Origin of the sequence: Pseudomonas sp. B16120 (assembly GCF_044218845.1) — a bacterium.
Lineage (GTDB): Bacteria > Pseudomonadota > Gammaproteobacteria > Pseudomonadales > Pseudomonadaceae > Aquipseudomonas > Aquipseudomonas paracarnis.
On record NZ_CP162588.1, the window covers coordinates 2,172,411 to 2,197,293 of the forward strand.

Consider the following 24,883-nt stretch of genomic DNA (forward strand, 5'->3'; position numbering starts at 1 on the left):
GTTTGCTGAATCGAAACCTATGACAGGGCCGGGTTACTTAACCTGATCCAGATCGCAGTTTGTTGTTGGACCGCCACCGCTCGCACTCCACCATTGGCCCGGCTGTTCGTTGTAAGTTGCCCGCATCCGCTGGGTAAGCTCCTTCAGGTCATTGGGCATGGCATCGTCGTTGGAGGGCTTAGGTAAGGGCATGCGGACTTTCCAGAGTTGGCCCCCGGCCTGGAAGGAGAACATTTGCCCCTTGGGCAAACTGACGATGTGAGCAGGCTCGATCAGCGGCACGCTGGTGCTGCTGACACGGTCCTGTGAGGACGAGGTGAAGTCCGTGTTGGCCTCCGGATCGGAGGTGTCGGTCGCGCCCGAGACCAGGGTCTTGGTCAGCACATTAACCTTGGGCAACTGCTGGGTGAGCAGTTCCGCGGTTGCGGTTTCGCGCACCCGCAGCATCTGTAGGGTGTTGAAATTGCCCACCACCTGGCCGGCCTTGGCGCGGTTGCCTATACGTGCTTCGATATCGCTGAGGGTTTGGGTGTAGGCGGTTACCTGGATACCGGCACCGCCCCCTTTGTTGATCAGCGGAATGAACTCATCGCCCATCAACTCGTTGAACTCATCGGCATGCAGGTTGATTGGCAGTTTGTCACCAGCGTTGCCAGATTGAGGCAGCCCATGGTCAATGCCATGCTTGTAGATATGACCCGCGACCGAGACCAAGTCGGCGAACATTGAATTGCCCACGGCGGCGGCCACTTCGGCATCAGTCAGCGCATCCAGGCCAACGTAGACGATTCCGCGTTTTCGGATGATCTGCATCCAGTCGAAGATCGGCCGCGGGTCATCCAGGTCGGTGTAGTTGGGAGCCAGTAACTGAGCGGTCTTGCCGGTGGTGAGTTTCTCCAGCAGCGGCAGTAGCGAGGCCACGATTTTGTCGAAGTAAGTGCGGTCGTAGCGCACCGCTGAACGCAGTCCGTCCATTACCGGATCAAATACACGCTTCACCGCCAGGTATTGCTCGATGGCCACCACCCGCTTTTCGCGTCCTATCATATGCCGGGGAATGTTCTTCTCGGTGAGCTTGCCTTCGAGCTGGACGATCACTTCCCACGCCTTCGGTTCGGTCTTGGCGAAAAACTGCTGGGCGTATTCGATGAACAGCGCATCGATGTTGACCACATGCCGCTGGATCTGCAGGTAGTCCGGACGCCGGCCCAATTCGATCAAAGCCCGGGCAATGATGTTGACGAAACGCCAGGCGAACTCACGGAAGGCCGCGGAGTTACCTTCACCACTGAGCTGCCCAGCAATGCGAGATGCCACCTCAGAAATACGTCCGAAACGTCCCACCGCGTTGTAGCGGGCGGAGATTTCTGGCCAGCCCAGATGGAAGACATAAAACTCTTTCTCCCGTCCGGCACGTTTGGCTTCGACGTACATGCGCTTGAGCAAGTCGGCATCGCCCTTCGGGTCGAAGACAATCACTACCTCATGTTCAATGCGGTGAATGTCCTGGGTGATGTACACCTCGGCGAGTCGCGTCTTGCCGACGCGGGTCGTGCCCAGCACCAGGGTGTGACCGACCCGTTCGCCCAGAGGCAGACTGACTTCCGTTTCATCGGGCTCGACCCCATGCAGCAGTGGCGAGCCTCCTACCGGTGGTAAAGGGCGCAACGGATTGAAGGCACTGTCCCAGGCGGTGACACGGGACAATATCGAGAGCGGAAACGGTGCATGCTCAAGGGACCGTTCGAGTCCACGGGCCATACGATAGCGGGTCGGTTGGTCGACATAACGTGCGACCGCTGGATCCTGAGCCTCGACCAAGCGCTGGGTATGCAGGCGGGTCCAGCGAAACCCGCGGCCCATGAACAGACGCTTACAACTGACCGGAATCTGCCGACTGGTCAGCTCGTAGCGGGATAGCCGACGGATATTGCGCCGGTAGCGCAACACCTCCCATGCTTGTCGCAGGCGGATCAGGCCGAATAGGGTATAGGCCAGCGCCGCAACCAGCCCGATCTCGGGTGACAGGGCCACAGCCCAGGGCGAGTACACGCACAGTACTGCGGCAGCGATGCAAATTGCTACCGTGTAAAGCTCTACCGCGGGACGGAGCTTGGACTCCATCGTATGCTCGGCCATGACCTTACTCACTGCTCCAATGATGTGGCAGTGATCAAGACAGGGTAATGCTCAATCTGCAGGCGGGTGGCGATGTCGTTACCGTTGACCGGTAGGATGGTGACACTAGGAGCGGCTGCTCGGATCCGAGCCAAGGCTCCGGTATCGGCCACTTCGACGGCAAGGCCAGCCGCGCCGATTTCCTGCAGCTCAGTCGCGCGTTGACGCAACCAAGCCAGTGATTGGGTATCCTCACCCACCAGGAAAAATGGCCGTAAGCCCGGCATGTTTAGGGCGCGAGACGTGATTTGGCCGGGGCTCAAGAGGGAGCTGCGAACGGGTAATATCCAGGTTTCATCGGCAAATGTGGACAAGTCCGCATGCATGGCGCGACCAGGCTGGAGATTGCTGTTTATGGGCGGCCTAGCAACTTGAAGATGGGGACGGGTGAAGCCGCCAAACTGGTCCTCTGCAACGGATTGTTTCGACTGGGCGAAAGCAGCCAAGAGCAGGGAGAAGTAATAGGCAGTAGGAATTCGTTTCATGGTGGTGTGCCTTGTTCAGCGGAAGCTTGTAGCCGTGCGAGTTGCCGGGAGAATCCATCGCGGTAGCGCGCGGCGGGTAAACCTCCCGCAGGGCGGTGATAACGCCCAGCGGCTGAAACCCAGTCACCGGTGACGGCGTGATGCTCTTGCAGCAGGGCGGCAGTCACAGCTAGATTGCGGTAGGGTTCGAGAGCTTCGCAGGGACTGGAAAAACGTTGTCCGTGATAACCCAGGTTGGTTTGCCCAAGTCCGGCGTCGACCCGTTTAGCGTCATATTGTGTGAGCGCCTGGAGCAAGGCGTGACATGCGGCCTGGCGAGTGGGGAAACGGTAGGGTGTTCCGGCGATATTTAGGGTCCAAGGCCACGGCAGCAGTCGACCACGGACGCGAATACCGCTCTCCTGTAAGGCAATCGCGAACAACACCGTAGAAGGGATGTTGGCGTCATGCGCCGCCAGTTGATAAGCCGGAGGCGGAAGTTCGTTAGCCCGAACCGTGTGCACCGTCAGCAGGAGCGCAATAGAAATCAATCGAGACGTTGCCATTGTCCATTCACCTGTTGAAATGTGGCGGGCAATGGCCCCGGAGCCCCCAGGCTGAACCATCGACCACGGTCATGGTTCAGGGTGATCTGCCCGCGTTGAACCTTAGCCGGATCGATGTCCGCTTGCCGAGCCCAACTGCGGACGCGTTCATCTTGGCCTTGGCTGCCCACTAGGTAGATATCGAACGCCGTGTCACTGTTCTGCAAACGTTGTGCTTCAGCGGTGCATGCAGGGCAGTGGTCCTCTACAAAAAGGGCTGGGCGCGGGGCGACTGATGAGCTGGTAGGGGAAGAAGATGCCATGCCCTGGATCGGTAGCTGGCCAGGAAACAGCTTGGTCCAGGCCGCGGTGTAAGCGTTTTGGTAGGCCAATTCACGCTCGGCGCGTTTGGCTTCCAGTGCTACCTGTAATTCAGCATAGCGCTGGCGCTCTTGGTCGGTCTGGGCCTCAACCCCTAGGGCGGTCAAGGGATCGAGCTTCGGGCTCCAGAAACCACGTGGGCCGGTTTGGATCTGCTCGAAGCGCGTCCACTCCTGCTCCGTCAGACCCCAGCTTGCAGCCTGTTCAGCGTGCAAGCGTCCCAGCGGAATGGATTGTGTGTCCTGGATCCGCGACGGTGTCGTGACAGGCGTGCCCATCGCATCGCCTATGGCCAGCAGCGACGCGAGACAGACGACGGGGAGTAGTGGCGCTCTGTTCATGATCGCTTCTCAAGGGAGTTGCACGGTCTGGTCTGGCTGAGCGACCACCGAGAAGATGGCTGAGTGCGGCTCCAGCACTTTCAGGTGCCAGGCTCCGAACTGCTCGCCGGCATGCAGCAGCCGAACATCTATGAGAGAGCTACTGTCATGAGGTGCGACTGCCAAAAAGCGCTCACCTCCGCGGGACTCGACACCCAACACCGAGAACGGTGGCGATAGTGGGACGGGTTTTGGGGGAGCCGTCTTTTTCGGCTTGTTCGCGGAAGAGGTTGGCGGTGGTAGGGAAGGCTGAGTCTTGAGCTCCAGTAGCTGCTGTTCGACGTGCTCAAAGCGTCCGCTTAGAGCTGTCAGATCTTTCACTTTGGCGCGCTCTGCCAGACCGTCGCGCATCTCCTGTATCTCTTGCGCCCACTGATCCAGCATCGGATCGAGGGTATTGGCCTGTTGCTCACCTGTATCGACCATCTGCTTCAGGTCTTTCAGCGAGTACTGCAGTTTCTCCTGTGCGTCCCTGAGCGCGCTTAAATCACGTTGCAAGGTGTCCAAAGTTTGGAAGCGCTGGGTGTTCGTACTCTGTAGCTCGGCCATGCGCTGATACTGGTTAAACAAACCGCCGCTCAGCCCGGCGACTGCCAGGCAAAGTAAGCCAACAATTATGGTTTGAAACGTCGAGGCTTTCATGGACGTGCCTCCGCCTGATGGGACGAGTCTGGTGTAGCCCGCACGATGCCGACATCAGCTTTCTGCTGTTCGAAGCAGACCGAACGGCTGACCTCATCGGTCGTGAGTTGCCAGGAGGAGCCAGCCAGTACCTGTAGTGCGCTGCGTAACGCAATCGGGCCGAGTCGGTAATGGGCTGCAGGCAGAGGCCGAGTGAAAAGTGTCTTTACTGGTTCGGTGGTAGGGCAGAGCGAATAACCCGAGCGCTGCAGCACGTAATGCATCGCCTCCTCTACCGAGGGATTAAGGTTGGACGGTATGCTCAAATCAATTATTTGAGCGAGAAGATCACGTTGCTCCGTAGTGGGCTCTGTGCTCACCAGGGTATAGCGACCATAACGGATCTCCGCCGGATGGTTTGCTTCGGCCGGGCTCCTTGATAATTGGGTCCGATTGGAGCCACTGTCGATCTTTGGATTAGTCGGCAATGGGGTGGAAATTTGCGCGCTGCAGGCACTCAAAAAAAACAGCAGGCAGACAGGCGTAAAAAAACGCTCCATAAAAAAACCTCATGTCAGATTCAGTACAGAACCTGACATGAGGTGAAGGATCGATTCAGTGAGAAATCCGATTTATGGCAGGTCGTGTTAACGCTAAATACTTTGCTCTGCATCATAGATAGCTAGTCCATCCAAGACAGCAGCGTCGGGGTCGAAGATCAACAATCGCACATCCGCCAATGCCGCCATATACAGTACGTTGACCAAGGCTGCCGGCGTACTAGCATCGAGTTGCTCTTGCCTCAGCGATGAGTAAGAACAGCCCTCGATTTTTATCAGGTTATCGTCTGTCCAGGGCGTGCCGATCAGCTTACACCCGACGCCATTGCAGTCCTTCAGGACAAAGGGTTCGAACAGCAGCCCGGTTGGGCTAGAGTCGAAATAGTCCGCCCCGCGTTCCAAGTAGCGCAATGCTTCTTCAGTGAGGTGTGCGGTACTGATCTCCCAAGCTCGGCTGTAGCGTCCAGTCTCGAAACTCAAACGATGGACCACGGACTTGGCTTCTTCCAAGGAGTCAAAGTCCGCGACGTGGCACTGCGCGTTGAACACTTAGCCTATTACGGCATAGACCACCTAGTGCACTAGTCCGTTGGACGGGCAGCAACCATCCAATTCATTCAGAATGGATTGGCCTTCGCTGATCAAGGCGAAATCATCATTGAAGATGCAGGGGACCAGTTGCAACGTATCGTCGGACAGATGCTCCTGGGAGTCGTGCATAGGCCGAAAGCAGGGAGGACAGCCATCCTCGTAGAAGATCAGTAACAACCGTTCGATATAAAGTTTGTCGTAGCCCCGAGTAAATGGATTTGAGGCGATCAGCAGGGTGGGTGCTTGGTGTGTGGGGTTCATGAGCGTGCTCCAGAATGAAAATAAACGAGGCGCCCGTAGGCGCCTGTGAGGTTTAAAGCCATCCGTATTCGGCAAGGGAGAGCGGGCGACCTTCACCTACGATAAAGTGATCCAGTACGCACACGTCGATCAAGGCCAAGGCCTCTTTCAGCCGTACGGTCAAAACACGGTCCGCCTGGCTGGGCTCTGTACACCCTGAGGGGTGGTTGTGAACAAAAATGACGGCTGCAGCGTTATGCGCGAGGGAACGCTTAACGACTTGGCGGGGGTAAACGCTGGCGCTATCAATGCTGCCGTGAAAGAGGATTTCAAACGCCAGCACCCGGTGCTGGGCGTCAAAAAAAATCACACCAAAGACTTCATGTTCTTGTTGTGTAAGCTGCAGTTTTAGGTAAGAGGTCACGGTTTCAGGTGACGTCAGTTTAGGACCGCGGTTGAACAGTCGACGATCCAGAATATGCAGCGCTTCGTCGATCAGCTGGTTTTCTTGGATAATGCGATCAGCCTCGAAATCCGAGGTCTCAATCAGTGTGAGTGGGGTGTTCATGGCGCTACCTCCGAATGGAATAATCAGGGGTACACGCCCGAGGGGAGTGGTTTCCCCAGGGTGGGTGTGGAGTTGCAGGCGTTTGCAGGTGATGTAGGGTTTACAGCCGAGTGTATCGGTGGCGTTGACCGTGCAGAGGTGAACCACAACCGTCGCAAGGCAATGGAGAAAAGGATCTTATTCCCCAGCCGGTTTCGGGATCGAAGTCGGCACTGATGGGCAATAAGCGAACCAGCCCCCGGTGTATCGCGGCGATACGTTGTTCGGTCTCATCTGGCGAGTAATACAGCGATAACGTGCTGTAGTCCTCGTAAGCCGCACCGAACAGGCAGTCGTCGCAAAGCCAGAAGGATTCCATATAGGTTCTCCTGTGCTGGTTGAAGAAAAGGCGCTCGATTGAGCGCCTTGATGTAAAACATCAGGGATTGTTCAGGCGGACTGAACAGCACGTGTGGCGACACGGCGGGCCGTGCGGGGAGTGGTTGGAGATTCCGGTTCAATCCTGGAGTCTGTAGGGTTGTCGGTATCCTCAGCTTCGGCATCAGCCGAAGTTGGGGACGGCTCACGGTTTGGCGCTTGCTCAGCAGGTGCTGTTGCTTCCTGCCTGGCGGGCGCTTTGTATTCGAACTTGCCATTGACCTTGATCCAGTCGATGAACAGCAAACGACCTTTCAGGCTGGCGCCAGGTTGGCCTTGTTTATCGCCTTTCTCATAGAGAAATGGGTCGATCCACAGGTCACCAATACGGAACGACAGCAAGACCTTTTTCTCGGCTTTGACGGCGTCCATATAGAGACGAATCAAGCGGTCAGCTTCGCCACCAGCGACTTTGCAATCAAAGCGGGTGTACTCCACTGCATCGGAGGCACCATGCAAGGCTGCGATATCGCAGGCCATGAATGGCTGGCCGCGGCGGACCTGTACTTCACGAACACGGTTGAGGTAGCCGATACCGACGGTGTGCAGGTTGAAGTAAGAGGTCGCTTCTTGGGGTTGGTTGGCGTAGGCCATGGTGGTTCTCCTGTTTCAAGGGAAAACGGCGACGCACATTCCCTGACAGGGAAGTGAGCCCCGTCAGGGTGGGTAAGATGAAGGCGAGTTATGAACGACTCGTCACCGGCAAGCCGATGACCATCAGAATGATGCTTCTGGGGGAATAGCTGTGTAGCAGAGGAACGTCTGCGGTGGTAATCCGCAAGCATGGAGTAGTCGGCATTCATCACCGCTGAAGCGGCAACCGCGCGAGCTTCCGAACGCTAATCGCACTTGGGTAAACCACCACGAACGTGGCGTAGCCTTGAAGGTTTTGGCTACCTGGGCTGGGCTGTCAACGACAGCGAACCACGCCCTTTGTATAAGCCTGTCACAGGGGAGCGTCAAGACGCTGCAACCCGATTTTTTACGCCTGGATTACAGTGGTATTCACTGGCATGAACAAAATGAAGAGTAGGCCCGACGGGGCGTCAGGCGAGGAACAGAAAAGCCACCTCTGACGGTCTTACGCAGTCGTCAAGCTCCTCGCAAAACTTGGTTGAACTGCGTAATGATTCGTCAACCGACCCTTGTCGTGGCCTGGGTCGGAACGTGTTGGCACGCATCCGCGCACAAAGGGTGCCCCTTGGTTCCCCGGTGGGCTCCGGGACTGAATACGATCGTAGAAGCGGATGACCGCTATTGCCAGATAGAGGCAACAGTGGTCATCCGCCACCACAATCAGGTCGAGCAAAAAACCGGAATTAAATTCCGCAGAATAGAAGGCTCCGAACTCGAAGAGTTTGACCGAACTGCCCGGAGCTAATCGGTCTTGGGTCGCCGTTGGCGGTTATCCAAAGCTACTACAGCAGAGAGGTCAACACGACGTCAAGCCTGCAGGCCCCCTTCATAAGACGCTACGTTGAACCCGATGAAAGAGGTTACTTACTGCCGAGATGTGCGGCTAATTGTTCGACGGTTGCCAAGATAAAGGCACGGTCGCTTTCCTTCAGTCCACTCAGCAGACCCGCGATCATCTGACCCTGGTCATTGGGGCGATTACTCGAGGCCGTCAGGAGTTCGTCCATCCGGCAATCGAAAATATCAGCCAGTTGCATCAGCTTGACCACTGAAAGCTCCACTACACCCCGCTCCAGGCGCGAGATGGCTTCGCTACCGATCCCTAAACGTTCAGCCACCTCTTCCTGGGTCAGATTACGCTCGCTGCGGTGCTTCGCGATCATGCGCCCGATTTGGGCTTGGGTTGGATGTTTATGTGCCAAGTGATGAGTTCTCCAGTTCAACCCGAATGGTTGAGCAAAGACCCGTTGACATGAACATCCTTAAGGGTTGAGTATCGACTCATTGGGTTGTTATAGTGACTGAAACAGCTTTATATCGCGACGTGGTTTCTGTCCCTCCAGGGATCAGAGTCCAGAGTGGTTATTAAGAACGACGGTCTGACAGGACCAAGTTGAGGGATGGTTGAGCATGGAAGATGAGAGAAAGGACGTCATGGATTTAATTTGGGATCGAACACTGGAGCTGTTCATCAAGATTCATGATTGCCCGGATAATCCCGAATACTTCGAACGACTTGTTCATTGGCTCAACGAAGATCCTGCCCACCTAAAAGCCTTCAACGAACTGGGGCAGATATGGATTTCGACAGGCATCGCTTTGGCCCGTGAAGTCGGACAACCTTTGATCGACTTGGAGCGGGATCAGGCGCCGCTGATGATGCACTGAGCTGTGCACCACCCTAACTTCATGTTGATCTCAATCGAACTGTCATGGGCGGCGCGTCTCTTTTCTGAACTGCGTAGTGCCCTTGCAGTTCGGATACTGCGAGCATGACCAGAACGGCCCAGATTTGCCCTTCCGCTTGATCATTGAGGCATTGCAAATGTGGCAGGTTGGTCCGGCTTTGTCCGTTATCGACAAGGTGAGCGCACCACAATGTTCGACCAGCTGCGAAATCCATTTCGCCTGCTTTGCGACGAACGCATCCAAGGTCAGGCGTCCCGCTTCGATTTCGTCAAGAGCCTGCTCCCAAATCGCAGTCATGCCAGGATCCGCAACTGCAGCGGGCACCGCCTCGATCAGGGTATGGGCCGCCGCCGTTGCCATTAAGGCGCGTTTTTTCTTCAGCAAATAACCGCGATCAATTAACCCTTTGATAATGCCGGCTCGTGTGGCTTCGGTTCCGATACCGGTGGTGTCCCGAAGTTTCTGTTTCAGGCGTGGGTCGTTGACAAGCTTGGCGACGTTTTTCATCGCCTTGATCAGATCACCCTCGGTGAGAGGTTTAGGAGCGGCAGTTCGCATGGATTTGAGTTCGACATTTTCCACTGCGCACTGCGTGCCCTGTTGCAAGATGGGTAAGACTTGGGATTTGTGACTGGGCTCATCCTCCTCGGTGTTTTCGGAGAGCGAGCTTTTCCAGCCCTGGACTAAGATCAGTTTGCCCACAGCGGTCAATCGTTCTTCGCCACACGCCAATTCGACCTGGGTCCGATCAAACTCGTGATGCGGAAGAAACTGCGCTAGGTAGTGGCTACGGATCAGTTCGTAGACATGGCGTTCTTGTTCGGACATCCGCACCAAGTTTGCCGGTTCGGTGGTGGGGATGATGCCGTGGTGCGCAGTGACCTTGGCATTGTTCCATGCGCGGGAGCGCAATGATTGATCGAGGTCCTCGAATGCAGGTCTGAGTGCAGGATCCGTTTTGAGCAGGGCGTCGAGTACCGCGGAAGCCTCGTTGAACATATTCTCTGGCAAATAGCGGCAATCGCTGCGCGGGTAGGTGGTGGCTTTGTGGGTTTCATACAGGGCTTGGGCGATGTTCAGGGTTTCCTGGACGCCGAGCCCCAGCTTACGCGAGCAGACTTCCTGCAACGTGCTTAGGTCGTAGGGCAGGGGCGGCGGTTCTCGGAAATGCTCAGTATGTAACGAGAGTACCGTGGCGGACTTCTCGTCGGTGATTGTTTGGACCGCGTGATGGGCAAGCACTTGTTGTAGGCAACGCCCCGACTCGTCCCGTCCTGAGCATGGCGGTAACCACGACGCGATGAATCGCTGGCCCATCGACGATAGGTGTACCTCAATGTTCCAGTAAGGCACCGGGACGAAGCCGGCAATCGCACGATCCCTATCGACCACCAGACGTAAGGTGGGTGTCTGGACGCGCCCCACTGACAAAACGCCGTCGTAGCCTGCCCGCCGACCAAGAAGGGTAAACAAACGACTGAGGTTCATGCCGATCAGCCAGTCGGCCCGGCTACGGGCGAGGGCCGAGTGATAGAGCGGGAAGGTCTCCTGACCAGACTTCAGCGAGGTCAGTGCCCTGCGAATCGATGCTTCGTTGAGTGCGGACAGCCAGAGGCGCTGAACAGTGCCTCGGTACTGGCAGAGCTCCAATAATTCGCGGGCAATCATCTCACCTTCGCGGTCGGCGTCGGTTGCGATGACAACGGTGGTGGCTTCGCTGAGCAGGCGTTTGATGATTTTGAACTGCGCGGCAGTCTTGGGTTTGACCTCCACTTGCCACTGCGCCGGAATGATCGGTAGATGATCCAACGACCAGTTCTTGTATTGAGTGCCGTAGGCTTCAGGCGGGGCCGTCTCCAGTAGGTGGCCGATACACCATGTGACAGTTGTCTCGGGGCCGATCAGGCAACCATCGCCACGCCGAGTGGCTCCGAGAACCTTGGCGATGTCACGACCCTGGGAAGGTTTTTCGCAGAAGAAGAGGCGCATATAACTACTCCGGATTGAGTTCGGAGCAGCGTTGTTCGAATTAGCAGGGGCGAGATATGAGAAACCTGAATGGCAGGTTCCTCATATTAGTCGGTGAGGGCGGCCTTGAATGAGCTGAAGCTGTTACCTTATTGGAGCGTTCGTAGCTGGGTGGGGGGCTTCATGAGCAGCGAGCAATGGCAGGCCTGGAACCTCGCGCAAAGGCGCAATTTTTATGCCTGAAGTCGTTCAGGCCTTAGGTGATTGCCCTCTGTGTTTCTTGGGTTTCGACGTCGGCGAGCTGGCCTGCTCAGTATTTTGAGCGGCCGTCGGTTCACTGGAGCGTTCCCGCATGACCACGCTGTTTACCCTGTGAGGCAGGATTCCGACTCGACGGGCCTCGATCTTGAAGGTCACCCGTGCATTGTCTTCGCTGTCCTCCCACTCATCGCGCACCGTACGACCTTCGACCAACACGCGCATGCCTTTCTGGTACAGCGTGCTCCAGTGTTCAGCCTCACGGTGCCAGAGCTCAACCGGTGCCCAATAGCCGCCCCGATCTTCATAGCTGCCCTCGCGTGGTATGGGGTTGTCGAAGTACACATTCAGCCGTAGCAAACGCCGTGGCTCGTCATTGCCTGAGGCGAACTTCTGGAACTCTGGTGCACTGCCGATATTGCCTTCGCCGACGAAAAAAGTACTCATCGTGTTTTCTCCACTGCGGGTGTGAACTGGCGCAGCAACTGTTCGGCACTGGCCATTTTGATCGCGCAGGTCGTAGCCTGGCGGTAGAGCGAATGCACCACACTCATCTGAAGGTTTAGTGCGATACGCGCGCATTCGAAACGGTGCAATTCCTCTCGTACGATCTGCGGCAATGCTTTGTTGGAGATCTGACGTTCCCAAACCTCCACACCCATGCGAGAAAAATCACGGGTGCGCCAACGCAAAAAGGTGCTGCCCGCACTGGTCTTCTGCAGCACCAATCGTATCTTCAATAGCGAGTACGGCGGCTGCCCGGCTTGCTGCACGACAGCCTCCATCAGGCGACACAACTGCGCCTCGATTTCCCTCGCCACCTGCGCCAGGTGCTCCAACTCCCCCTTACCCTTAAAAGGTTTTAAAAGGCCTTTTAGGGAGGCAGCGTGTTCGAGCTGCCGATAGGCATCCGGTGTCAACGCTTCGAAGGGCATTGGGTGAATCGGGATCATGGGATTCATGCATCAGCCTCCGACTCATCTACGCTCGCAGACGGACCGTCCACTACCTCTGCCAAAGCGTCAGCGTCATCCACTGCTACAGCACCACGGCGAATGATCGGCGGTGAAAACCGAGAACGGCGATGACCCTCAAGGATGTCCATCGGGGGCAATCCATACTTCTCCACGGCCGCCAGGGCGCGGGCATTATTTGCGGCCATATCATCGCGTGTAACGCCGGCATGTCGATAACGTTGTGCCTGACCGAACAGGCTGCGTAACAGGTGAGCACCGTCGTCGATCCAGGCTTCCATGTCTCTTCGGCCGATCAAGGCGGTGTGATGGGCCAATAGGGTATGGCGTACCAGCGTGTCGTAATCGGTCAGCAGGTAGACGGCTAGAAAACCCAGCTGACTACCGATGTACAATGGCAAAGTAACGGGGTGGATGTTGAGGTTGTCCCCCATGTCGATCTGTGTCGGCAGGTCCTGTCTTATTCGGTCTAACTGTTGAGTCAGTTCCAGCATTCCAGCCTTTGCCTGCATCAATTTTTCTTCGAGCTGCACGATGGCCCAATCTGCATAGGGATCGTCCTGAGCCGCAGTTTGTTTGATCAGGTTGGTGACACTGATGTAACCGGCCATACCCATGATCGAGTGGACGCCTTCGCGTGCGGCTCGACCTTGCCAGATACGGGCTGCATGGTGGGTATGCAGGGTCAGGGTGATGCTGCTGCGCAATGAACCCAGATTGAGTTGATAGTGATCGGCCATGGTGTTGTCCTCGCATTGGCTTGGACGAGACGTTGCGACAGATGAGGGTCAAGGACAGCCAAAAAGCTGAATGCGGTCTATTCGGTTTGGTGAGAGAGGGCAAATGCCTGACGTCTACGGTTATTGGAACTACGCCCAGGCGTTTCCCTAAACGCTCCATGGTTCGGTCCGATATTTTCGTAGATTGGAACGCTATGGATTTGATGCCACTGGCATCAAATCTACTGACGTCCACTGCCTCCACGCAGTTGGCGCAGCTCATTTAGGCACGCTTGGGCGAGGGCTGATGCAGGTTCGCCCTTTTTTCGAGATGGCCGCGAGGGGGCGGTTGGGGGCGGTTCTGCGATGGGTGATGGTTCGGCCTGACTTGCCCAAGGACGAAAGTCGCCTTTCAGCGCACGCTGGATCAGGCCCATCAGATAGGCCGCTGGTTTGCGGATACCGCCGGCCTTACAGCGTGCCCCCGCCTCGTTGAGCACAGCCTGCTGATCCGCTGGGTTAAGCTTGATCAGCGCCACCGCGACGGCCTGACGTTCGCTGGGACTCAGGTGCAGCGCAGTGGGCCAGCGCAGGTTATCCACAGTAGAGGTCGCGCGCGGTACTGTACATTTACTTTCTTTTAATACAGTACAGGCGGCGTTCGGATTCCGAACGGTGCTGGAAACGTTAGGGTTCGAGCCTGATTCGGAATCCGAACGAGGGCCTGCACGATTCCGAACGCGGTGATCTTCCCCATGTTCGGCATCGTGAAATGCATCACCGGGTGGCTGATCCAAGCCTTGCTGCGCCCACTGTTCGCCCCAACTGTCCAGCCGCGTCGGTAACCGACCCTGATCGATATTCGTGTCCTGTCGGACCTCCTCCACAATGTGCTGAGCGACAATACGCACCGCCTTTGTCGCATGTCCGAGGGCATGTCCGACCAGTTCTAGGTAATCCTGATCGAGCTCCATGGCTTCGGCGGGGGTTAACGGCTCATCGTGCAGAACGTACAAAGAACCTTGTAGCTGCCCGCTGATTTGATCGCGACCGCGGCTAACCAAGCTGAGCCAACGAGTGAGCCTGAGCATCGTCAACACGCGTGCAATGGTTTCACGCGAGGCTGACGCACCGTAGGGCACGCTCGAGAGGTAAGGCTGCAAATCCTCATAGCGCGGCGTGACCACGCCCTGGCCTTGCAGCATGAGCCGAAATACCTGCCAGGCATTTCGCTCCAATGGCGTCAGCCGATTATCCAACAGCAGCCGGCGTGGCACGATTTCGTGGGATTGGCCGCTAAACAGAAAGCCAGCCTGTAGAGCCTGATTGGAGGGCTTTTCAGTGGTAGAGCGTGCTGGCCAGCGCTCATGCAGCTGCTGTGTGCATTGCTGCAGGACACGTTGCCAGCGGCTGGAAGGAACAGCATTCATGTTTTGTTGCTGTACTGGTCGATTTGCTGCCAAACGATGGTCAAGCTGATCTGCTGTTCTTCGGCAAGCATCATCATAGCGTCGAGTTTATCCTCGGTGCCGTCCTCTGTTCCTATTTGGCACCAACGTTGCCACAACGCATGCTCCTGCGCTTCGCTCAAATGTTGGGGGCGGCCTTTACGGCTTTCTATCTTGAGTAGACGCCGGCGCATGGCTGTTTCCGAATGCGCCAAGCCAAAACACTGGTACATAATGGTGCTGCTGGCGCCGAGCTTGAGTGCTCGGTTGATCAACCGTTCGTTCTGTTCGTCGCGTTCAGCTTGTTCAATCAAACGATGCAGCACTGGCGAGTCAATCTTGACCTCAAGCCAAGGGACAGTGGCATGGGCCAGGCGCGATAGCGTGGTCGGTGGTAAGGATTGCAGCACGAAGATGTCATCCTCACTCAGTCCAAGTGCCTTGCAACGTTGCAGGTTGCCCAGGCGCAGTTCGTGCAGTACCTGGGTTAGCATGGCTTGATTGAGCATATTGAAGGACAAGTTCATCTCAGCTCCTCCGGTGAGTTTTTGTCTTCAGAGATGAGTGTTAAGTCGATTAGACGCCGGGCCAGGCGGATCAGGCGAAACAGCTTGATTAGCAGACTGTCAGGCAGTCGCTCCAGCCCCACGTCCGTGACTGGTCTATCTGGTAGAGGGAGTTGATAGACCCCCAGCAGCAACTGCCCGAACAGTGCAGAGGGGATTTGCTTGCGGTCCTCCCAGTTAACCTCGTCTTGAGCCCTTAACAGGGCCAGGAGCATTAGGTGAACGCCGGTCGAGCGAGGCGCTGAAAGATCAAGTCGCTCAATGTCTAGGGTGAAGCCCAAACCAAGCTTTTGATCAATGATGCTCTCGGCATCTCCGGCATAGGCCGCCATTTCCCGAGCCAGTCCAGCAATGGCTAAACGCAGTTGTTCGGGCGTATCCAGCGGTGGTGTGATGATCCAGAGGTCGTCGATTGGGCAGGTTTCGACTGGAGACGTCGCCTCGCTGGATATCTCGCGATTGATTTGCTCACGAATCTGTTGAACGCGTGGTAGAGGGCTGACCGCAGGTGAAGCATTTGTTTCGGGTGCTCTGAGCAGTTCTTCTGGATTTGGCTCTACCTTGCTCTTGGCATCAGTTGATTCGGGTTCAGTGTCGGAGGAGGGCAACTCTGCCGCAGTTTCATGCACGCTTGGCCGATGGCTGCTTTCTGAGGTCGTGGTGGTGACAGCCCCAGGCGTGGAGGCGACCCGTTGGGTATCGCTCAGCTCCAGGGCCAGCATACGGTAGGACTGTCCGAGCAAGTGGCTCATGCGTTCGAGCAATTCGTCCTGGATCTGCTCAAGATCAAAGGATTCAGGATCGCTATCGAAGTAGCCCATGGTTTCTAGCCAGAACTCTGCAAATGAAACGGCAGCGGTTGGATAACGATTCCAGGTTCGCTCAGCCTGACTACGTAGACCGATCAGGCGCTCTATCTGAGGCTTACCCAATCCGGCATACAGAGTTTGTGGAATGGCGGGCAATAAGTGTTCGAGGGTGTCCAGCATACGGCTGATATGCGACTGCGAAATCGGATAGCCTCCAGCGGCAAGACGTCGAGCCAGTTCCCTTTGTGATAGATCTGCGCCATCGGACTCAAGCATGGTTTTGAGTTTGGCTACTGCCAGCGCCCGTTCGATGAACGTGAGTTGACCGTGCAGGTCGCTTTCCGCCAAATGGCCGAGTAGGGCGGTGATTTCATTGCCCCAAGGTCGGAACAGGCAGTGGATCCGAAAGAAACGCTCGTCGCGAGTTTCCTGCCACAGTTCGCCGAGAATGGCTAAGCGCGTATTACCGCCGTTGCGGATGATGAAAGAGGTTTCACCCGGGCGGCGGGTTATCGGTGGCGGTTGATCCAGCCCGCGTTCACGGATCGACGCCTTGATATCGTCATAAAGCGGGTTACGAATGAAGCGTGGGTTGTGTTCGTAGGGACGTAACTGTTCCAGAGTGACCAGCATGGGAGTGTCGATGACGGGATCGGACAGTCGCTCCAGTCCAGGACCTTGAGTGAAGTGGTCCTGGTGCAGCTTGTCGGTAATTTCCTCCTGACTGAGCTTCTTCATCTGAACCGCCTCGGTTAACGCCGGCTACGCAAATGGTCACCGACCTCGAATTTCACGATTTCGGCAGTCCCTGAACCTTCGAAATGTTGGGAGAGTTCTGCGAGGAACCACAACATGGCCGAGCGCCCCCCTTGCAAACGAAAAACCAAAGTGCAGCACTCCCCGCAAGCCGCGTCGTGTGGTCGAATGGAAGGCTGAACGACGATAGGAAACTGATCCAACATTAGAAAACTCCTTACCAAGCCCTGATGGCTTCAAGGTCGATCAAACAAAAATAATTCGGTGAAAAAGCTAATTGGGCGATTTGGTTTATCGAGACTCCGCACACCTCATTACCGATGAGATCGCTTCGCGCCATTCCGGGAATAATTCGATTGCCAGCGCTTGCATTACTTCTAGCGCAGACTGCGAGCGTCGGCGTTTACTCGACGGGCGAGCATCTATTCGGTGGACCGGTAAGCCGAGGGAGGCGGCATTGAGGTACGCCACCCGGTCCGGGATTACGGTGTCTAGAACCGAGATATTGGTAGCCTCTGCGAAATTCTCGCGCAGGCTTCGGATGATCATCCGGGTGTCCACTCGATTGACGTTCACTTGGTTCAGTAAGAGCCGCAACGGCGGCGGGTCGATGCCTAGATGACGAAACGGTTCGAGCTCACTCAGTAGTTTTAAGGTGCCCCGACGCATTTCGCGGGCAGCGAGCATTTCCGGCGTGATGGGAGAGAGGGCGAGATCGGAGGCCAAGATGGCCATTTCCAACAGCACACCGCGGGCTCCCTGAGTATCAATCAAAAGCAGGTCATAATTGAGATGCAAATCGTTGAGCAAATTGTGTAGGCGTAGTCGTCCGTCAGGGGCATGTAGCAACAAAGTGCTCAGTCGACCTTGATCGTCATTAGAGAAAATCAGGTCGAGACCGACGACTGCAGTCCTAGAAATTATTCGTTCAGGTATTGTTAGATTGAGTGCAATGAGCTCGTACGCACCTGCCTGCGCTTTCTGGCTCAATGAATAATAACTGGAGAGGGTGGGTTGGCTATCCAGATCCAAGAGCAGAACACTGAGACCAGCATCGGCCAACAGGCCGCCGAGGTTCGCCGCTACTGTAGTTTTGCCTACACCACCCTTGGTGGAAACCACCGAGACCACGTGCATCACCTTCACTCCTGTTGTGAAAGGCGTTCTGCAATCCAGTGTTCGATTTCCAGAGAGTCCCAGCCGACTGCGCGCAGCCCGATACGCTTCGCCCGCGGGAACTTGCCTTCCTTCATCAGGTTGTAAATATGCGCACGTTTGAAGCCGGTTTTTAGTTCAACCTCGTCACGTCGCATGATGTGCCGTTGGGGTTGAGGTGCTTCGAGTGCGGGTACCGATGGGTTGGACATGCTAGTCACTCCTGGCGCCTGTTGGCGCGTGGTGGGAAGTGACTTGGATTGAATCGCACTAACGCGGCTGAGTCATTGCACTGCAATCAAGCCCATTGCAACGCAATTGACTGGATCAGTTGTTTTTCTTGAGGCTACGATTGGCCACGGCAAACTTTTCATCCAGCGTCCGCTTGCTGAGGCCGGGCACATCTTTGTGACGGGCGACAATGGCGTCGACGATGGCTGCTTGATTCGTGAATACCGAAAGAGGTTTTCCGGCGGGCGAATGGTCCAAAAGAAGGCTGACCAATGCCCCGATCATATTGTGATAGGTCAGTTCACTACGCTCGCTGAGTTGACCATTCGTTTTGGCCAAGGCTTTGAGATCATCTCTTTCAAGTCCAATCGACTGGAGTTCTCCCAAGATTTCTTGAACGTGTTGCTGTTGCGCTTTCAACGCTCTCGATAACTCGTCTCGATCTGCTTTCACTGAAAGAAACGTTCCGAGACTGACCTTTGCAGATGTATCCTCACCGGACTCGAATAAAAAGCTGGGCTTATGGTCGGGATAATGAATTTCCATCCAGCGGCGTAAGTCTGAATGGCGTATGGTCAGCTGATAGGGCTCTACGTAGCTTCCCAAAGGAACAGAAACGCCGAGGCAGCCGTACGGCAGTTCTCCATTGCGTATGGCGTCTAAAATCCTTTCGACAGCGATGTGAAGATTGGGCCATTGGGGAAAGAGGGTTGCAAGGTTCTCAGGACGAGACCAATCCGCCTGCATAATTTGGGCTTCGTAGCGAGTGAGATTGCACCAGCGCAATGCTGCATCTATAGGGCGATAGAAGCTTTTGCTATGCGAATTAAAAACATTAATAGCCATAGCGTGACGGACCTCCATTCCTAATGGATAGGCCTCTCACCGACTATCAATATTCAAACTAGCGATTCATGCTAGCTGTTTCCTCCATCGACCAAATCGGTGAGGTCATTTAATTTCGAGTGCTACCAGAAAGCAATACCCGAGTAGCAATCGATTTTTTACGCGATCCAGAGCCACGATCTCGGTCTCTTAACAAAAAAATCGGGTTCTGATTAGGTATCCTCCACATGACCCAGAGGTGCAGATATCATTAATCAATGATGCAGATTCTTGATGTTTGGAACTTCTTGATCAGTTGAACCACTCTGGATGTTAATAGCTAGGGAAGATTGATTATATTGTGCTGAGGCCCAGAGCCTAATTTCGTAATATTTTCCGCACCCCTGTCATTTACAATGAGCACGCTGCCCTCTCGATATCCCCCAGCACCTGGCGTACCTTCCGGTAGCATTACCATAGGTGTCATCGATACCACCATGCCCGGTTCTAGCACCGTCTCGATATCTTCGCGTAATTCGAGCCCAGCCTCCCGTCCGTAATAGTGGCAGAGGACTCCATTTGAGTGACCGTAACCGAATGTGCGATATTTGAGCAGATCCGCTTGTAGATAGATTTCATTTAGCTCTGCGGCAATATCGCAGCAACGAACCCCTGGTCTGATTAACTCCTGCCCGCGTTGGTGTACTTTGCAGTTGATTTCCCATATGCGACGTTGCTGGGTATTTGGCTCACCCAAAAAAGCCGTTCGTTCTAATGAAGAAAAATAGCCTGCGATCATCGGAAAACAGTTAACTGAAAGTATATCCCCGGATTTAACTCGACGACTGGTAACGGGATTGTGTGCACCATCAGTGTTCAGACCGGATTGAAACCACGTCCACGTGTCGCGTAACTCGCAGTAAGGCATACGCCTAGCAATTTCCCTAGTCATTGCAGACGTCCCCGCAATGGCTACCTCGTACTCAGGCACACCTTCAGATATCGCGTCTAAACAAGCCGCACCTCCTACGTCCGCTACCGCTGCACCAATACGAATCAGCTGGATTTCTTCGGTTGACTTGAACATGCGAATACGGTTGGTGCCAGGCGCGATGTCAACCAGTTCCGCATTGTCAAGAGCGGCTTCGATCTTGCGAAATTTATCGAGGGATAGATGATCGAACTCTACGCCTATACGGCGAGATTTTAATGGGATTGCTTTACGTAGAGCAACGAAATAGTTATCACGCTTCCAGTCTGTATAGACAAGATTATCTCCCCAGCTGCGGCGATAACCTTGGCCTCCATCAATATTGGTCGTGATAAGAATGGAGCTATCGTGCGTTACTACTAATGCGTAGCTACGCCCAAACTCGCAGAACAGGAAGTCGCCAAAATAGTTTATGTTGTGTATTGAGCTCAATACAATGGCGTCCAAACTGGTGCTGGTCATATGCTGACGTAATAACTGAAGGCGTCGGGACATTTCCTTCACACTGAAAGTAGACCGTGTTTTAGGTCCATTTTGAAGTGTAATGTAATTAGGCATGCTCATGCCGAGGTTCCTATCTAGTGAAGGCAGCGCGTAGCATCTCCTTCACGCCCAATAGGAACAAATGACGATTTTTAATTCCGTACCATTAGCAGAGCTTATGGCTGAGACAGATATCTAGCTGCCCAGGTTCAAGCGCCGCTGCGACAGGTGCTGCTCCACCTCGCTCTTAATCCACTTCTTCAGCGCCTGAACCCGAGGGCGGTCTTCATGGATGCTCGGGTGCACTAGCCATACTTGGCCATCTTGCATTACCTCAGGGAACGGCCTGACCAAGGTACCGCTTGCTATCTCTTTTGCACACAGCGAATGCCGCATTAACGCGACCCCTTGACCATCACAAGCCGCCTGCAAAACAAGGTCTGCCCGTGAAAATGAGCAGCCACCACGGGTATTGATATCGTAGCGGCTGTGCCGGGAGAAAAAAGCGTCCCAGTTGGTGCTGTAGGCAGCGTGAGGCATAGAGTCATGTAACAAGATCGTCTGGCACAAATCACCATAATCTTTGATTTCTACTCGTGCCAACAAATCCGCGCTGGCTACTGGATAAACGAGGTCATCGAATAGATGTAGCTGAGAGAGTTTGGCATTGTCAGTCCAAGCGCAGCTGATTGCCAAGTCGACGCCGTCGCTATTGAAATTAGGGGTACTCAGATCTGCTTCTACCTCCAACTGTATGCCAGGGTAGGCTTGATTGAAGGATGGCATCCGCGGCAGCAACCACTTGCTAGCGAAGGAGGGCATAACGCGCACTTTTAGCGTGCCACTTAGCTCTTCATCTCCAATTTGGTGCAAGGTCGTTCCTAAAAGCCTCAACGCTTGGTCGACTCCGACGTGCAGCCGTTCACCGCGGTGCGTAAGCCTCAAACCCCGAGGCAGGCGATAAAAAAGCTCATAGCCCAGTTCCTGCTCAAGCGCTTGAATCTTCTGGCTTACAGCGCTTTGTGTAAGGAACAGGTCTTTTGATGCGCGAGTGAAGCTCAAGTGCCGTGCAGCAGCATCGAAGTAGCGCAATCCCTCAAGAGAAGGTAGGGCACGAGACATGACGAGGCTCCAGCTGTTGGGATTTTACCAGTACAAGCATGAGTCATGCCGACATTAGTAAACCTAATGAGTCGACGTTAAAAATAGCCGTTTGTTCATGATTTCGGTTGTGGACATGCTGTGTGAACGCCAACCGGTTCGCCCACTTCTACTCGTAACTCATCGAAAGGATCGCGTCATGAGACCACTGTATTCGCTGCTGACCCCATTGTTAGTTGGCACTTTAGTGTCCTTTGCAGCTATTGAGGCTAAGGCTGATTTACTTTCTGACATCAAGGGGCGTGGCGAGATTGTCGTCGCAACCGAAGCACGTTATGCGCCTTTTGAGATGATCGAGGACGGTAAAATTGTCGGGTACGGGAAAGACTTGCTTGACGCGATTATACTCGATTTGCCCGGGGTTAAACTTAAACAATTAGATGTTCCATTTCAGGGTATACTTCCTGGATTATCCAGCAAAAGATTCGACTTCGTTGCCACGTCACTTACTATCACTAAGGCGCGCGCAGAAAGTTTTGCTTTTACCTTGCCTTTCTCCACTGCTAGTGTGGCAGTATTGAAGCGTAAAGGGGACGCCCGGATCAATAGTGCCGAAGATTTGATTGGCATGGTAGTAGGAAGTCAGGCCGGGGCACCACAAATCGACGTGCTCAAGGAGTATGAGCGGACTGTACTGCAGCCGACTAAGAACTCGGGCGTGAAAGAAATCAAGGCATTTATGGACTATAATGAGGCTTATGCGGCTTTGGCCTCCCGTCGCGTCGATGCAGTAGTTCAATCCCTACCCAATCTCGCGCCTTTAATCAAGGAGCGTGGAGATGTATTTGAAATTGTACAGCCTCCCTTCGGACCGCCGACATACTATGCGTGGGCCGGTCGTAAAGATGCTGACAGCGCCTCTCTTGTTAAATTCTTTAGTGACGGTATTGCAAAGCTGAACGCAAGCGGTGAGTTAGCCAAGCTTCAGCGCAAATGGTTCGGCTTCGAAATGCCTCTACCTACTGATGCTGTTCCAGCACCGATAAACTGAATGCAGTAATGCTAGTCGGGAAAATTAGGTATGTTTGATTTAACAGCTACAGCCCACTATTTGCCACAGCTTTTGGCAGGCCTGTTTACCACACTATGGGTATCTTTGACCGCTATTGCGTTAGGGCTGGTGATGGGCTGGGCTGTTTGCCTTGGTCTGATGGGTGAGCGTAGGTGGCTCCGGATGTTCTGCGCTGCTTATGTAAGCTTCTTTCGAGGCACGCCTTTGTTGGTACAGCTTGTTCTAGTATTTTATGCACTGCCTTCTATCGGAATAAGTTTACCTCCACTGGCCGCCGCGATTGTCGCATTAACTTTGAATAGTGGAGCCTTTCAGGGTGAAATATTGCGCTCCGGTTTCCAGCTTCTGCCATACGGTCAAACTGAGGCGGCCAGAGATCTTGGTCTGTCGCGCTGGCAAGCATTGATTTATATTAAAACACCCCAGGTGTTGAAGGCCATGTTGCCTGCTCTTGTAAACGAAACTATCGATATCATTAAAAATTCCTCATTGATTTCTGCTGTCGCTGTACATGAGCTTATGAGGACAGCTCAAACCCTTGCCTCAACTACCTACCGCCCCATCGAATTCTTTATCGTGACTGGTCTGCTTTACTTGGCCCTAACAATGGCGACTGGACGGGTGGGTAACTGGCTGGAAGCTAGGCTAAAAATTGCGTAGGAGGTGCCTTTGATCGGCATTGGTCTGTTTGACGAGTACGGTAGCTCAATCCTAGCTGGGATTTGCGTTACGCTGAAAATGAGTATTGGGGGAATTGCGCTGGGGATGGTTTTAGGCCTGGTGTTACAGAGTTTTTACAAGCCAGATAACAAGCCAGCTGCCTTTTTATATAAGCTGTATTTAAACATTTTTCGGGGTACTCCGCTTCTTCTACAATTATTTTTGGTTTTCTATGGGGGACCATACATAGGTATTGACTGGACTGCAGAAACCGTAGGATTGATAGGTCTAGGGTTGTATGGTGCAGCCTATTTTGCTGAGATATTTCGTGCCGGACGTGAGTCAATTCCACAAGGTCAACTCGAAGCTGCAAGAGATCTGGGACTGACAGGTACTCAGGTATTTCGCGTTGTGCTGTGGCCGCAGATGATGGCTCGGTGCGTACCAGCAGTTGTCGGGCAGACGATAATTCTACTAAAAGAGTCGTCTGTTTTGTCGATTATAACAGTCGCTGAGTTAACTAATGTGGCGATGACAATTGCTGTTCAGAGCTACTCCATGCTGGAGCCATATACGATATTGGCGTTGACGTATTGGGCTATTGCCATTGTACTAGCTGGCATTGGTTCCAGAGCTGAGCGGCATTTTAAAAATTATCTGCAGCGCTGAGGTTATGCATGTCGAATTCATACGCTATAGAAATTCGTGATTTGCAAAAAAGCTATGGTCAGCATGAAGTGCTCAAAGGCATTTCACTCACCGTCGCAAAAGGCGAGGTTGTTAGCATCATCGGAGGTTCTGGATCTGGTAAATCAACGTTGCTGAGATGTATAAATTTTCTTGAAGAATATGACGGTGGTGAGGTATTGGTAAATAACCGCCTTATTGGTTACGGAAGCTCTGTTACTGGAGGTTTGTACCAATTGCCCGAAAACACAATCCAGAGTTCGCTTCGCAAGGTGTGCATGGTTTTTCAACAGTTCAATTTATGGCCGCATATGCGTGTTCTTGATAATATTGCCACCCCCCTGAGGCTTGTAAAAAAAATTCCGAAACTTGCGGCATATGCAATGGCGGAGGCCCAGCTTGAAAAGGTCGGTCTCGCTCATAAGGCTTCCAGCTACCCGAGTCAACTCTCCGGAGGTCAACAGCAACGGGTTGCAATAGCCAGAGCGTTGGCGATGGAACCCAGCATTATGCTGTTTGATGAGCCTACCTCAGCTTTAGACCCCGAATTAGTAGGAGAGGTGCTCAATGTCATTAAGGACGTTGCGAGTGAAGGTATGACATTAGTTATCGTGACGCATGAGATGGGATTTGCGGCAAAGGTATCGGATAAAGTCGTCTTTCTCGCTGATGGTCGCGTAGAGGAGCAGGGACCTCCTAGCCAGATATTTGGGGCTCCCACCAGCCCTCGTTTACTTCAGTTCCTTACTTCATGGAATGAGCGGCAGAATGGTGGCAGTGTGAATTGAATTGAATTGCATTGCATTGCATTAATATGGTCTTGCTTTGTGATCAAGCTATCATCTGATCTCTTTCCTTAAACATTAGGTGCTAAATGTTATATTGCGCGGTGTCGCGTTTGAGCATGGTA

Annotated in this window: 28 protein-coding genes and 1 pseudogene; 5 read left to right on the top strand and 24 right to left on the bottom strand. The window is 54.1% G+C overall.

The window, feature by feature from the left end; all coding sequences use genetic code 11:
* Positions 1–33: 33 nt before the first annotated feature.
* From traD to AB4P90_RS10420, 11 genes and pseudogenes are all read right to left on the bottom strand, one after another.
* Positions 34–2,139 carry a type IV conjugative transfer system coupling protein TraD gene (traD, locus tag AB4P90_RS10370; RefSeq protein WP_060766752.1) on the bottom strand — a complete coding sequence of 702 codons (2,106 nt, stop codon included), beginning with the start codon at positions 2,137–2,139 and terminating at the stop codon, positions 34–36.
* Positions 2,140–2,147: 8 nt separating this feature from the next.
* Positions 2,148–2,663: an integrating conjugative element protein gene (locus AB4P90_RS10375; protein ID WP_060766753.1), complete on the bottom strand. Its 516-nt coding sequence runs from the start codon at positions 2,661–2,663 to the stop codon at positions 2,148–2,150.
* Positions 2,660–3,208 carry a lytic transglycosylase gene (locus AB4P90_RS10380; protein ID WP_081088269.1) on the bottom strand — a complete coding sequence of 183 codons (549 nt, stop codon included), beginning with the start codon at positions 3,206–3,208 and terminating at the stop codon, positions 2,660–2,662. Before AB4P90_RS10380 ends, AB4P90_RS10375 begins: the two co-directional genes overlap by 4 nt.
* Positions 3,190–3,909: a TIGR03759 family integrating conjugative element protein gene (locus AB4P90_RS10385; protein WP_060766754.1), complete on the bottom strand. Its 720-nt coding sequence runs from the start codon at positions 3,907–3,909 to the stop codon at positions 3,190–3,192. Before AB4P90_RS10385 ends, AB4P90_RS10380 begins: the two co-directional genes overlap by 19 nt.
* 9 nt (positions 3,910–3,918) lie before the next feature.
* Positions 3,919–4,590 carry a chemotaxis protein gene (locus tag AB4P90_RS10390; RefSeq protein ID WP_395605869.1) on the bottom strand — a complete coding sequence of 224 codons (672 nt, stop codon included), beginning with the start codon at positions 4,588–4,590 and terminating at the stop codon, positions 3,919–3,921.
* Positions 4,587–5,129, bottom strand: coding sequence for a PilL N-terminal domain-containing protein (locus tag AB4P90_RS10395; RefSeq protein ID WP_060766755.1), 543 nt, complete (start codon positions 5,127–5,129; stop codon positions 4,587–4,589). The genes AB4P90_RS10390 and AB4P90_RS10395 overlap by 4 nt, the downstream gene beginning before the upstream one ends.
* Positions 5,130–5,222: 93 nt before the next feature.
* Positions 5,223–5,981, bottom strand: a pseudogene (locus AB4P90_RS10400) (ABC transporter substrate-binding protein).
* 52 nt (positions 5,982–6,033) lie between these two features.
* On the bottom strand, positions 6,034–6,528 hold the full coding sequence (gene radC / locus AB4P90_RS10405) for a DNA repair protein RadC (protein ID WP_042558368.1): 495 nt from the start codon (positions 6,526–6,528) through the stop codon (positions 6,034–6,036).
* Positions 6,529–6,628: 100 nt separating this feature from the next.
* Positions 6,629–6,886, bottom strand: coding sequence for a hypothetical protein (locus tag AB4P90_RS10410; RefSeq protein WP_080896004.1), 258 nt, complete (start codon positions 6,884–6,886; stop codon positions 6,629–6,631).
* Positions 6,887–6,957: 71 nt separating this feature from the next.
* Positions 6,958–7,539 (bottom strand): STY4534 family ICE replication protein, encoded by a 582-nt coding sequence (locus AB4P90_RS10415; protein ID WP_060766756.1) that lies wholly within the window; start codon positions 7,537–7,539, stop codon positions 6,958–6,960.
* Positions 7,540–8,441: 902 nt separating this feature from the next.
* Positions 8,442–8,783, bottom strand: coding sequence for a helix-turn-helix domain-containing protein (locus AB4P90_RS10420; protein WP_003235829.1), 342 nt, complete (start codon positions 8,781–8,783; stop codon positions 8,442–8,444).
* A gap of 208 nt (positions 8,784–8,991) precedes the next feature.
* Here AB4P90_RS10420 and AB4P90_RS10425 point away from each other — a divergent pair, with 208 nt between their 5' ends.
* Positions 8,992–9,249, top strand: coding sequence for a hypothetical protein (locus tag AB4P90_RS10425; protein ID WP_060766757.1), 258 nt, complete (start codon positions 8,992–8,994; stop codon positions 9,247–9,249).
* A gap of 42 nt (positions 9,250–9,291) precedes the next feature.
* On the opposite strand, the gene AB4P90_RS10430 is transcribed toward AB4P90_RS10425, so the two are convergent.
* From AB4P90_RS10430 to AB4P90_RS10490, 13 genes are all read right to left on the bottom strand, one after another.
* Entirely contained in the window at positions 9,292–11,259 is a 1,968-nt protein-coding gene (locus AB4P90_RS10430) for a DNA topoisomerase III (RefSeq protein WP_060766758.1), read from the bottom strand.
* A 228-nt stretch (positions 11,260–11,487) separates the two neighbouring features.
* On the bottom strand, positions 11,488–11,943 hold the full coding sequence (locus tag AB4P90_RS10435) for a single-stranded DNA-binding protein (RefSeq protein WP_060766759.1): 456 nt from the start codon (positions 11,941–11,943) through the stop codon (positions 11,488–11,490).
* Positions 11,940–12,458, bottom strand: a complete 519-nt coding sequence (locus AB4P90_RS10440; protein WP_060766760.1) for a DUF3158 family protein — start codon at positions 12,456–12,458, stop codon at positions 11,940–11,942. Before AB4P90_RS10440 ends, AB4P90_RS10435 begins: the two co-directional genes overlap by 4 nt.
* Entirely contained in the window at positions 12,455–13,210 is a 756-nt protein-coding gene (locus AB4P90_RS10445) for a PFL_4669 family integrating conjugative element protein (protein ID WP_395605870.1), read from the bottom strand. Before AB4P90_RS10445 ends, AB4P90_RS10440 begins: the two co-directional genes overlap by 4 nt.
* 221 nt (positions 13,211–13,431) lie before the next feature.
* Entirely contained in the window at positions 13,432–14,619 is a 1,188-nt protein-coding gene (locus AB4P90_RS10450) for an STY4528 family pathogenicity island replication protein (RefSeq protein ID WP_060766762.1), read from the bottom strand.
* The gene (locus AB4P90_RS10455; protein WP_395605871.1) at positions 14,616–15,164 is read right to left on the bottom strand and encodes a DUF2857 domain-containing protein; all 549 of its coding nucleotides are present in this window, start codon (positions 15,162–15,164) and stop codon (positions 14,616–14,618) included. The genes AB4P90_RS10450 and AB4P90_RS10455 overlap by 4 nt, the downstream gene beginning before the upstream one ends.
* Entirely contained in the window at positions 15,161–16,750 is a 1,590-nt protein-coding gene (locus AB4P90_RS10460) for a ParB family protein (protein ID WP_060766764.1), read from the bottom strand. The genes AB4P90_RS10455 and AB4P90_RS10460 overlap by 4 nt, the downstream gene beginning before the upstream one ends.
* 14 nt (positions 16,751–16,764) lie before the next feature.
* The gene (locus tag AB4P90_RS10465) at positions 16,765–16,974 is read right to left on the bottom strand and encodes a hypothetical protein (RefSeq protein WP_042558375.1); all 210 of its coding nucleotides are present in this window, start codon (positions 16,972–16,974) and stop codon (positions 16,765–16,767) included.
* An 85-nt stretch (positions 16,975–17,059) separates the two neighbouring features.
* Positions 17,060–17,905, bottom strand: a complete 846-nt coding sequence (locus tag AB4P90_RS10470) for a ParA family protein (RefSeq protein WP_060766765.1) — start codon at positions 17,903–17,905, stop codon at positions 17,060–17,062.
* Between the two features lie 5 nt (positions 17,906–17,910).
* Positions 17,911–18,135: an AlpA family transcriptional regulator gene (locus AB4P90_RS10475; protein ID WP_042558377.1), complete on the bottom strand. Its 225-nt coding sequence runs from the start codon at positions 18,133–18,135 to the stop codon at positions 17,911–17,913.
* A gap of 115 nt (positions 18,136–18,250) precedes the next feature.
* Complete coding sequence (locus tag AB4P90_RS10480; protein WP_060766766.1) at positions 18,251–19,000, bottom strand: hypothetical protein; 750 nt, start codon at positions 18,998–19,000, stop codon at positions 18,251–18,253.
* Between the two features lie 319 nt (positions 19,001–19,319).
* Entirely contained in the window at positions 19,320–20,534 is a 1,215-nt protein-coding gene (locus tag AB4P90_RS10485; protein ID WP_060766767.1) for an aminopeptidase P family protein, read from the bottom strand.
* Positions 20,535–20,648: 114 nt separating this feature from the next.
* Entirely contained in the window at positions 20,649–21,575 is a 927-nt protein-coding gene (locus AB4P90_RS10490) for a LysR substrate-binding domain-containing protein (protein ID WP_060766768.1), read from the bottom strand.
* 178 nt (positions 21,576–21,753) lie between these two features.
* On the opposite strand from AB4P90_RS10490, the gene AB4P90_RS10495 reads away from it, so the two are divergent.
* Genes AB4P90_RS10495 through AB4P90_RS10510 form a run of 4 tightly spaced genes read left to right on the top strand, consistent with a single transcriptional unit; the run spans position 21,754 to position 24,761 of the window.
* A complete protein-coding gene (locus AB4P90_RS10495) occupies positions 21,754–22,605 on the top strand; it encodes a transporter substrate-binding domain-containing protein (RefSeq protein ID WP_395605872.1) in 852 nt (283 codons plus the stop codon).
* A gap of 30 nt (positions 22,606–22,635) precedes the next feature.
* Positions 22,636–23,286 carry an amino acid ABC transporter permease gene (locus tag AB4P90_RS10500; protein ID WP_060766769.1) on the top strand — a complete coding sequence of 217 codons (651 nt, stop codon included), beginning with the start codon at positions 22,636–22,638 and terminating at the stop codon, positions 23,284–23,286.
* A gap of 3 nt (positions 23,287–23,289) precedes the next feature.
* On the top strand, positions 23,290–23,955 hold the full coding sequence (locus AB4P90_RS10505; protein WP_230957526.1) for an amino acid ABC transporter permease: 666 nt from the start codon (positions 23,290–23,292) through the stop codon (positions 23,953–23,955).
* Positions 23,956–23,963: 8 nt separating this feature from the next.
* Positions 23,964–24,761: an amino acid ABC transporter ATP-binding protein gene (locus tag AB4P90_RS10510; protein ID WP_060766771.1), complete on the top strand. Its 798-nt coding sequence runs from the start codon at positions 23,964–23,966 to the stop codon at positions 24,759–24,761.
* Positions 24,762–24,883: the final 122 nt, after the last annotated feature.

Bases quoted from the DNA above. Each gene is read 5' to 3' on its own strand.
- AB4P90_RS10380 (WP_081088269.1), bottom strand. From the start codon at position 3,208: ATGGCAACGTCTCGATTGATTTCTATTGCGCTCCTGCTGACGGTGCAC.
- AB4P90_RS10415 (WP_060766756.1), bottom strand. From the start codon at position 7,539: ATGGCCTACGCCAACCAACCCCAAGAAGCGACCTCTTACTTCAACCTG.
- AB4P90_RS10425 (WP_060766757.1), top strand. From the start codon at position 8,992: ATGGAAGATGAGAGAAAGGACGTCATGGATTTAATTTGGGATCGAACA.
- AB4P90_RS10470 (WP_060766765.1), bottom strand. From the start codon at position 17,905: ATGCACGTGGTCTCGGTGGTTTCCACCAAGGGTGGTGTAGGCAAAACT.
- AB4P90_RS10460 (WP_060766764.1), bottom strand. From the start codon at position 16,750: ATGAAGAAGCTCAGTCAGGAGGAAATTACCGACAAGCTGCACCAGGAC.
- traD (WP_060766752.1), bottom strand. From the start codon at position 2,139: ATGGCCGAGCATACGATGGAGTCCAAGCTCCGTCCCGCGGTAGAGCTT.
- AB4P90_RS10410 (WP_080896004.1), bottom strand. From the start codon at position 6,886: ATGGAATCCTTCTGGCTTTGCGACGACTGCCTGTTCGGTGCGGCTTAC.
- AB4P90_RS10375 (WP_060766753.1), bottom strand. From the start codon at position 2,663: ATGAAACGAATTCCTACTGCCTATTACTTCTCCCTGCTCTTGGCTGCT.
- AB4P90_RS10385 (WP_060766754.1), bottom strand. From the start codon at position 3,909: ATGAACAGAGCGCCACTACTCCCCGTCGTCTGTCTCGCGTCGCTGCTG.
- AB4P90_RS10435 (WP_060766759.1), bottom strand. From the start codon at position 11,943: ATGAGTACTTTTTTCGTCGGCGAAGGCAATATCGGCAGTGCACCAGAG.
- AB4P90_RS10440 (WP_060766760.1), bottom strand. From the start codon at position 12,458: ATGAATCCCATGATCCCGATTCACCCAATGCCCTTCGAAGCGTTGACA.
- AB4P90_RS10485 (WP_060766767.1), bottom strand. From the start codon at position 20,534: ATGAGCATGCCTAATTACATTACACTTCAAAATGGACCTAAAACACGG.
- AB4P90_RS10450 (WP_060766762.1), bottom strand. From the start codon at position 14,619: ATGAATGCTGTTCCTTCCAGCCGCTGGCAACGTGTCCTGCAGCAATGC.
- AB4P90_RS10480 (WP_060766766.1), bottom strand. From the start codon at position 19,000: ATGGCTATTAATGTTTTTAATTCGCATAGCAAAAGCTTCTATCGCCCT.
- AB4P90_RS10475 (WP_042558377.1), bottom strand. From the start codon at position 18,135: ATGTCCAACCCATCGGTACCCGCACTCGAAGCACCTCAACCCCAACGG.
- AB4P90_RS10390 (WP_395605869.1), bottom strand. From the start codon at position 4,590: ATGAAAGCCTCGACGTTTCAAACCATAATTGTTGGCTTACTTTGCCTG.
- radC (WP_042558368.1), bottom strand. From the start codon at position 6,528: ATGAACACCCCACTCACACTGATTGAGACCTCGGATTTCGAGGCTGAT.
- AB4P90_RS10455 (WP_395605871.1), bottom strand. From the start codon at position 15,164: ATGAACTTGTCCTTCAATATGCTCAATCAAGCCATGCTAACCCAGGTA.
- AB4P90_RS10445 (WP_395605870.1), bottom strand. From the start codon at position 13,210: ATGGCCGATCACTATCAACTCAATCTGGGTTCATTGCGCAGCAGCATC.
- AB4P90_RS10500 (WP_060766769.1), top strand. From the start codon at position 22,636: ATGTTTGATTTAACAGCTACAGCCCACTATTTGCCACAGCTTTTGGCA.
- AB4P90_RS10510 (WP_060766771.1), top strand. From the start codon at position 23,964: ATGTCGAATTCATACGCTATAGAAATTCGTGATTTGCAAAAAAGCTAT.
- AB4P90_RS10490 (WP_060766768.1), bottom strand. From the start codon at position 21,575: ATGTCTCGTGCCCTACCTTCTCTTGAGGGATTGCGCTACTTCGATGCT.
- AB4P90_RS10495 (WP_395605872.1), top strand. From the start codon at position 21,754: ATGAGACCACTGTATTCGCTGCTGACCCCATTGTTAGTTGGCACTTTA.
- AB4P90_RS10395 (WP_060766755.1), bottom strand. From the start codon at position 5,129: ATGGAGCGTTTTTTTACGCCTGTCTGCCTGCTGTTTTTTTTGAGTGCC.
- AB4P90_RS10430 (WP_060766758.1), bottom strand. From the start codon at position 11,259: ATGCGCCTCTTCTTCTGCGAAAAACCTTCCCAGGGTCGTGACATCGCC.
- AB4P90_RS10465 (WP_042558375.1), bottom strand. From the start codon at position 16,974: ATGTTGGATCAGTTTCCTATCGTCGTTCAGCCTTCCATTCGACCACAC.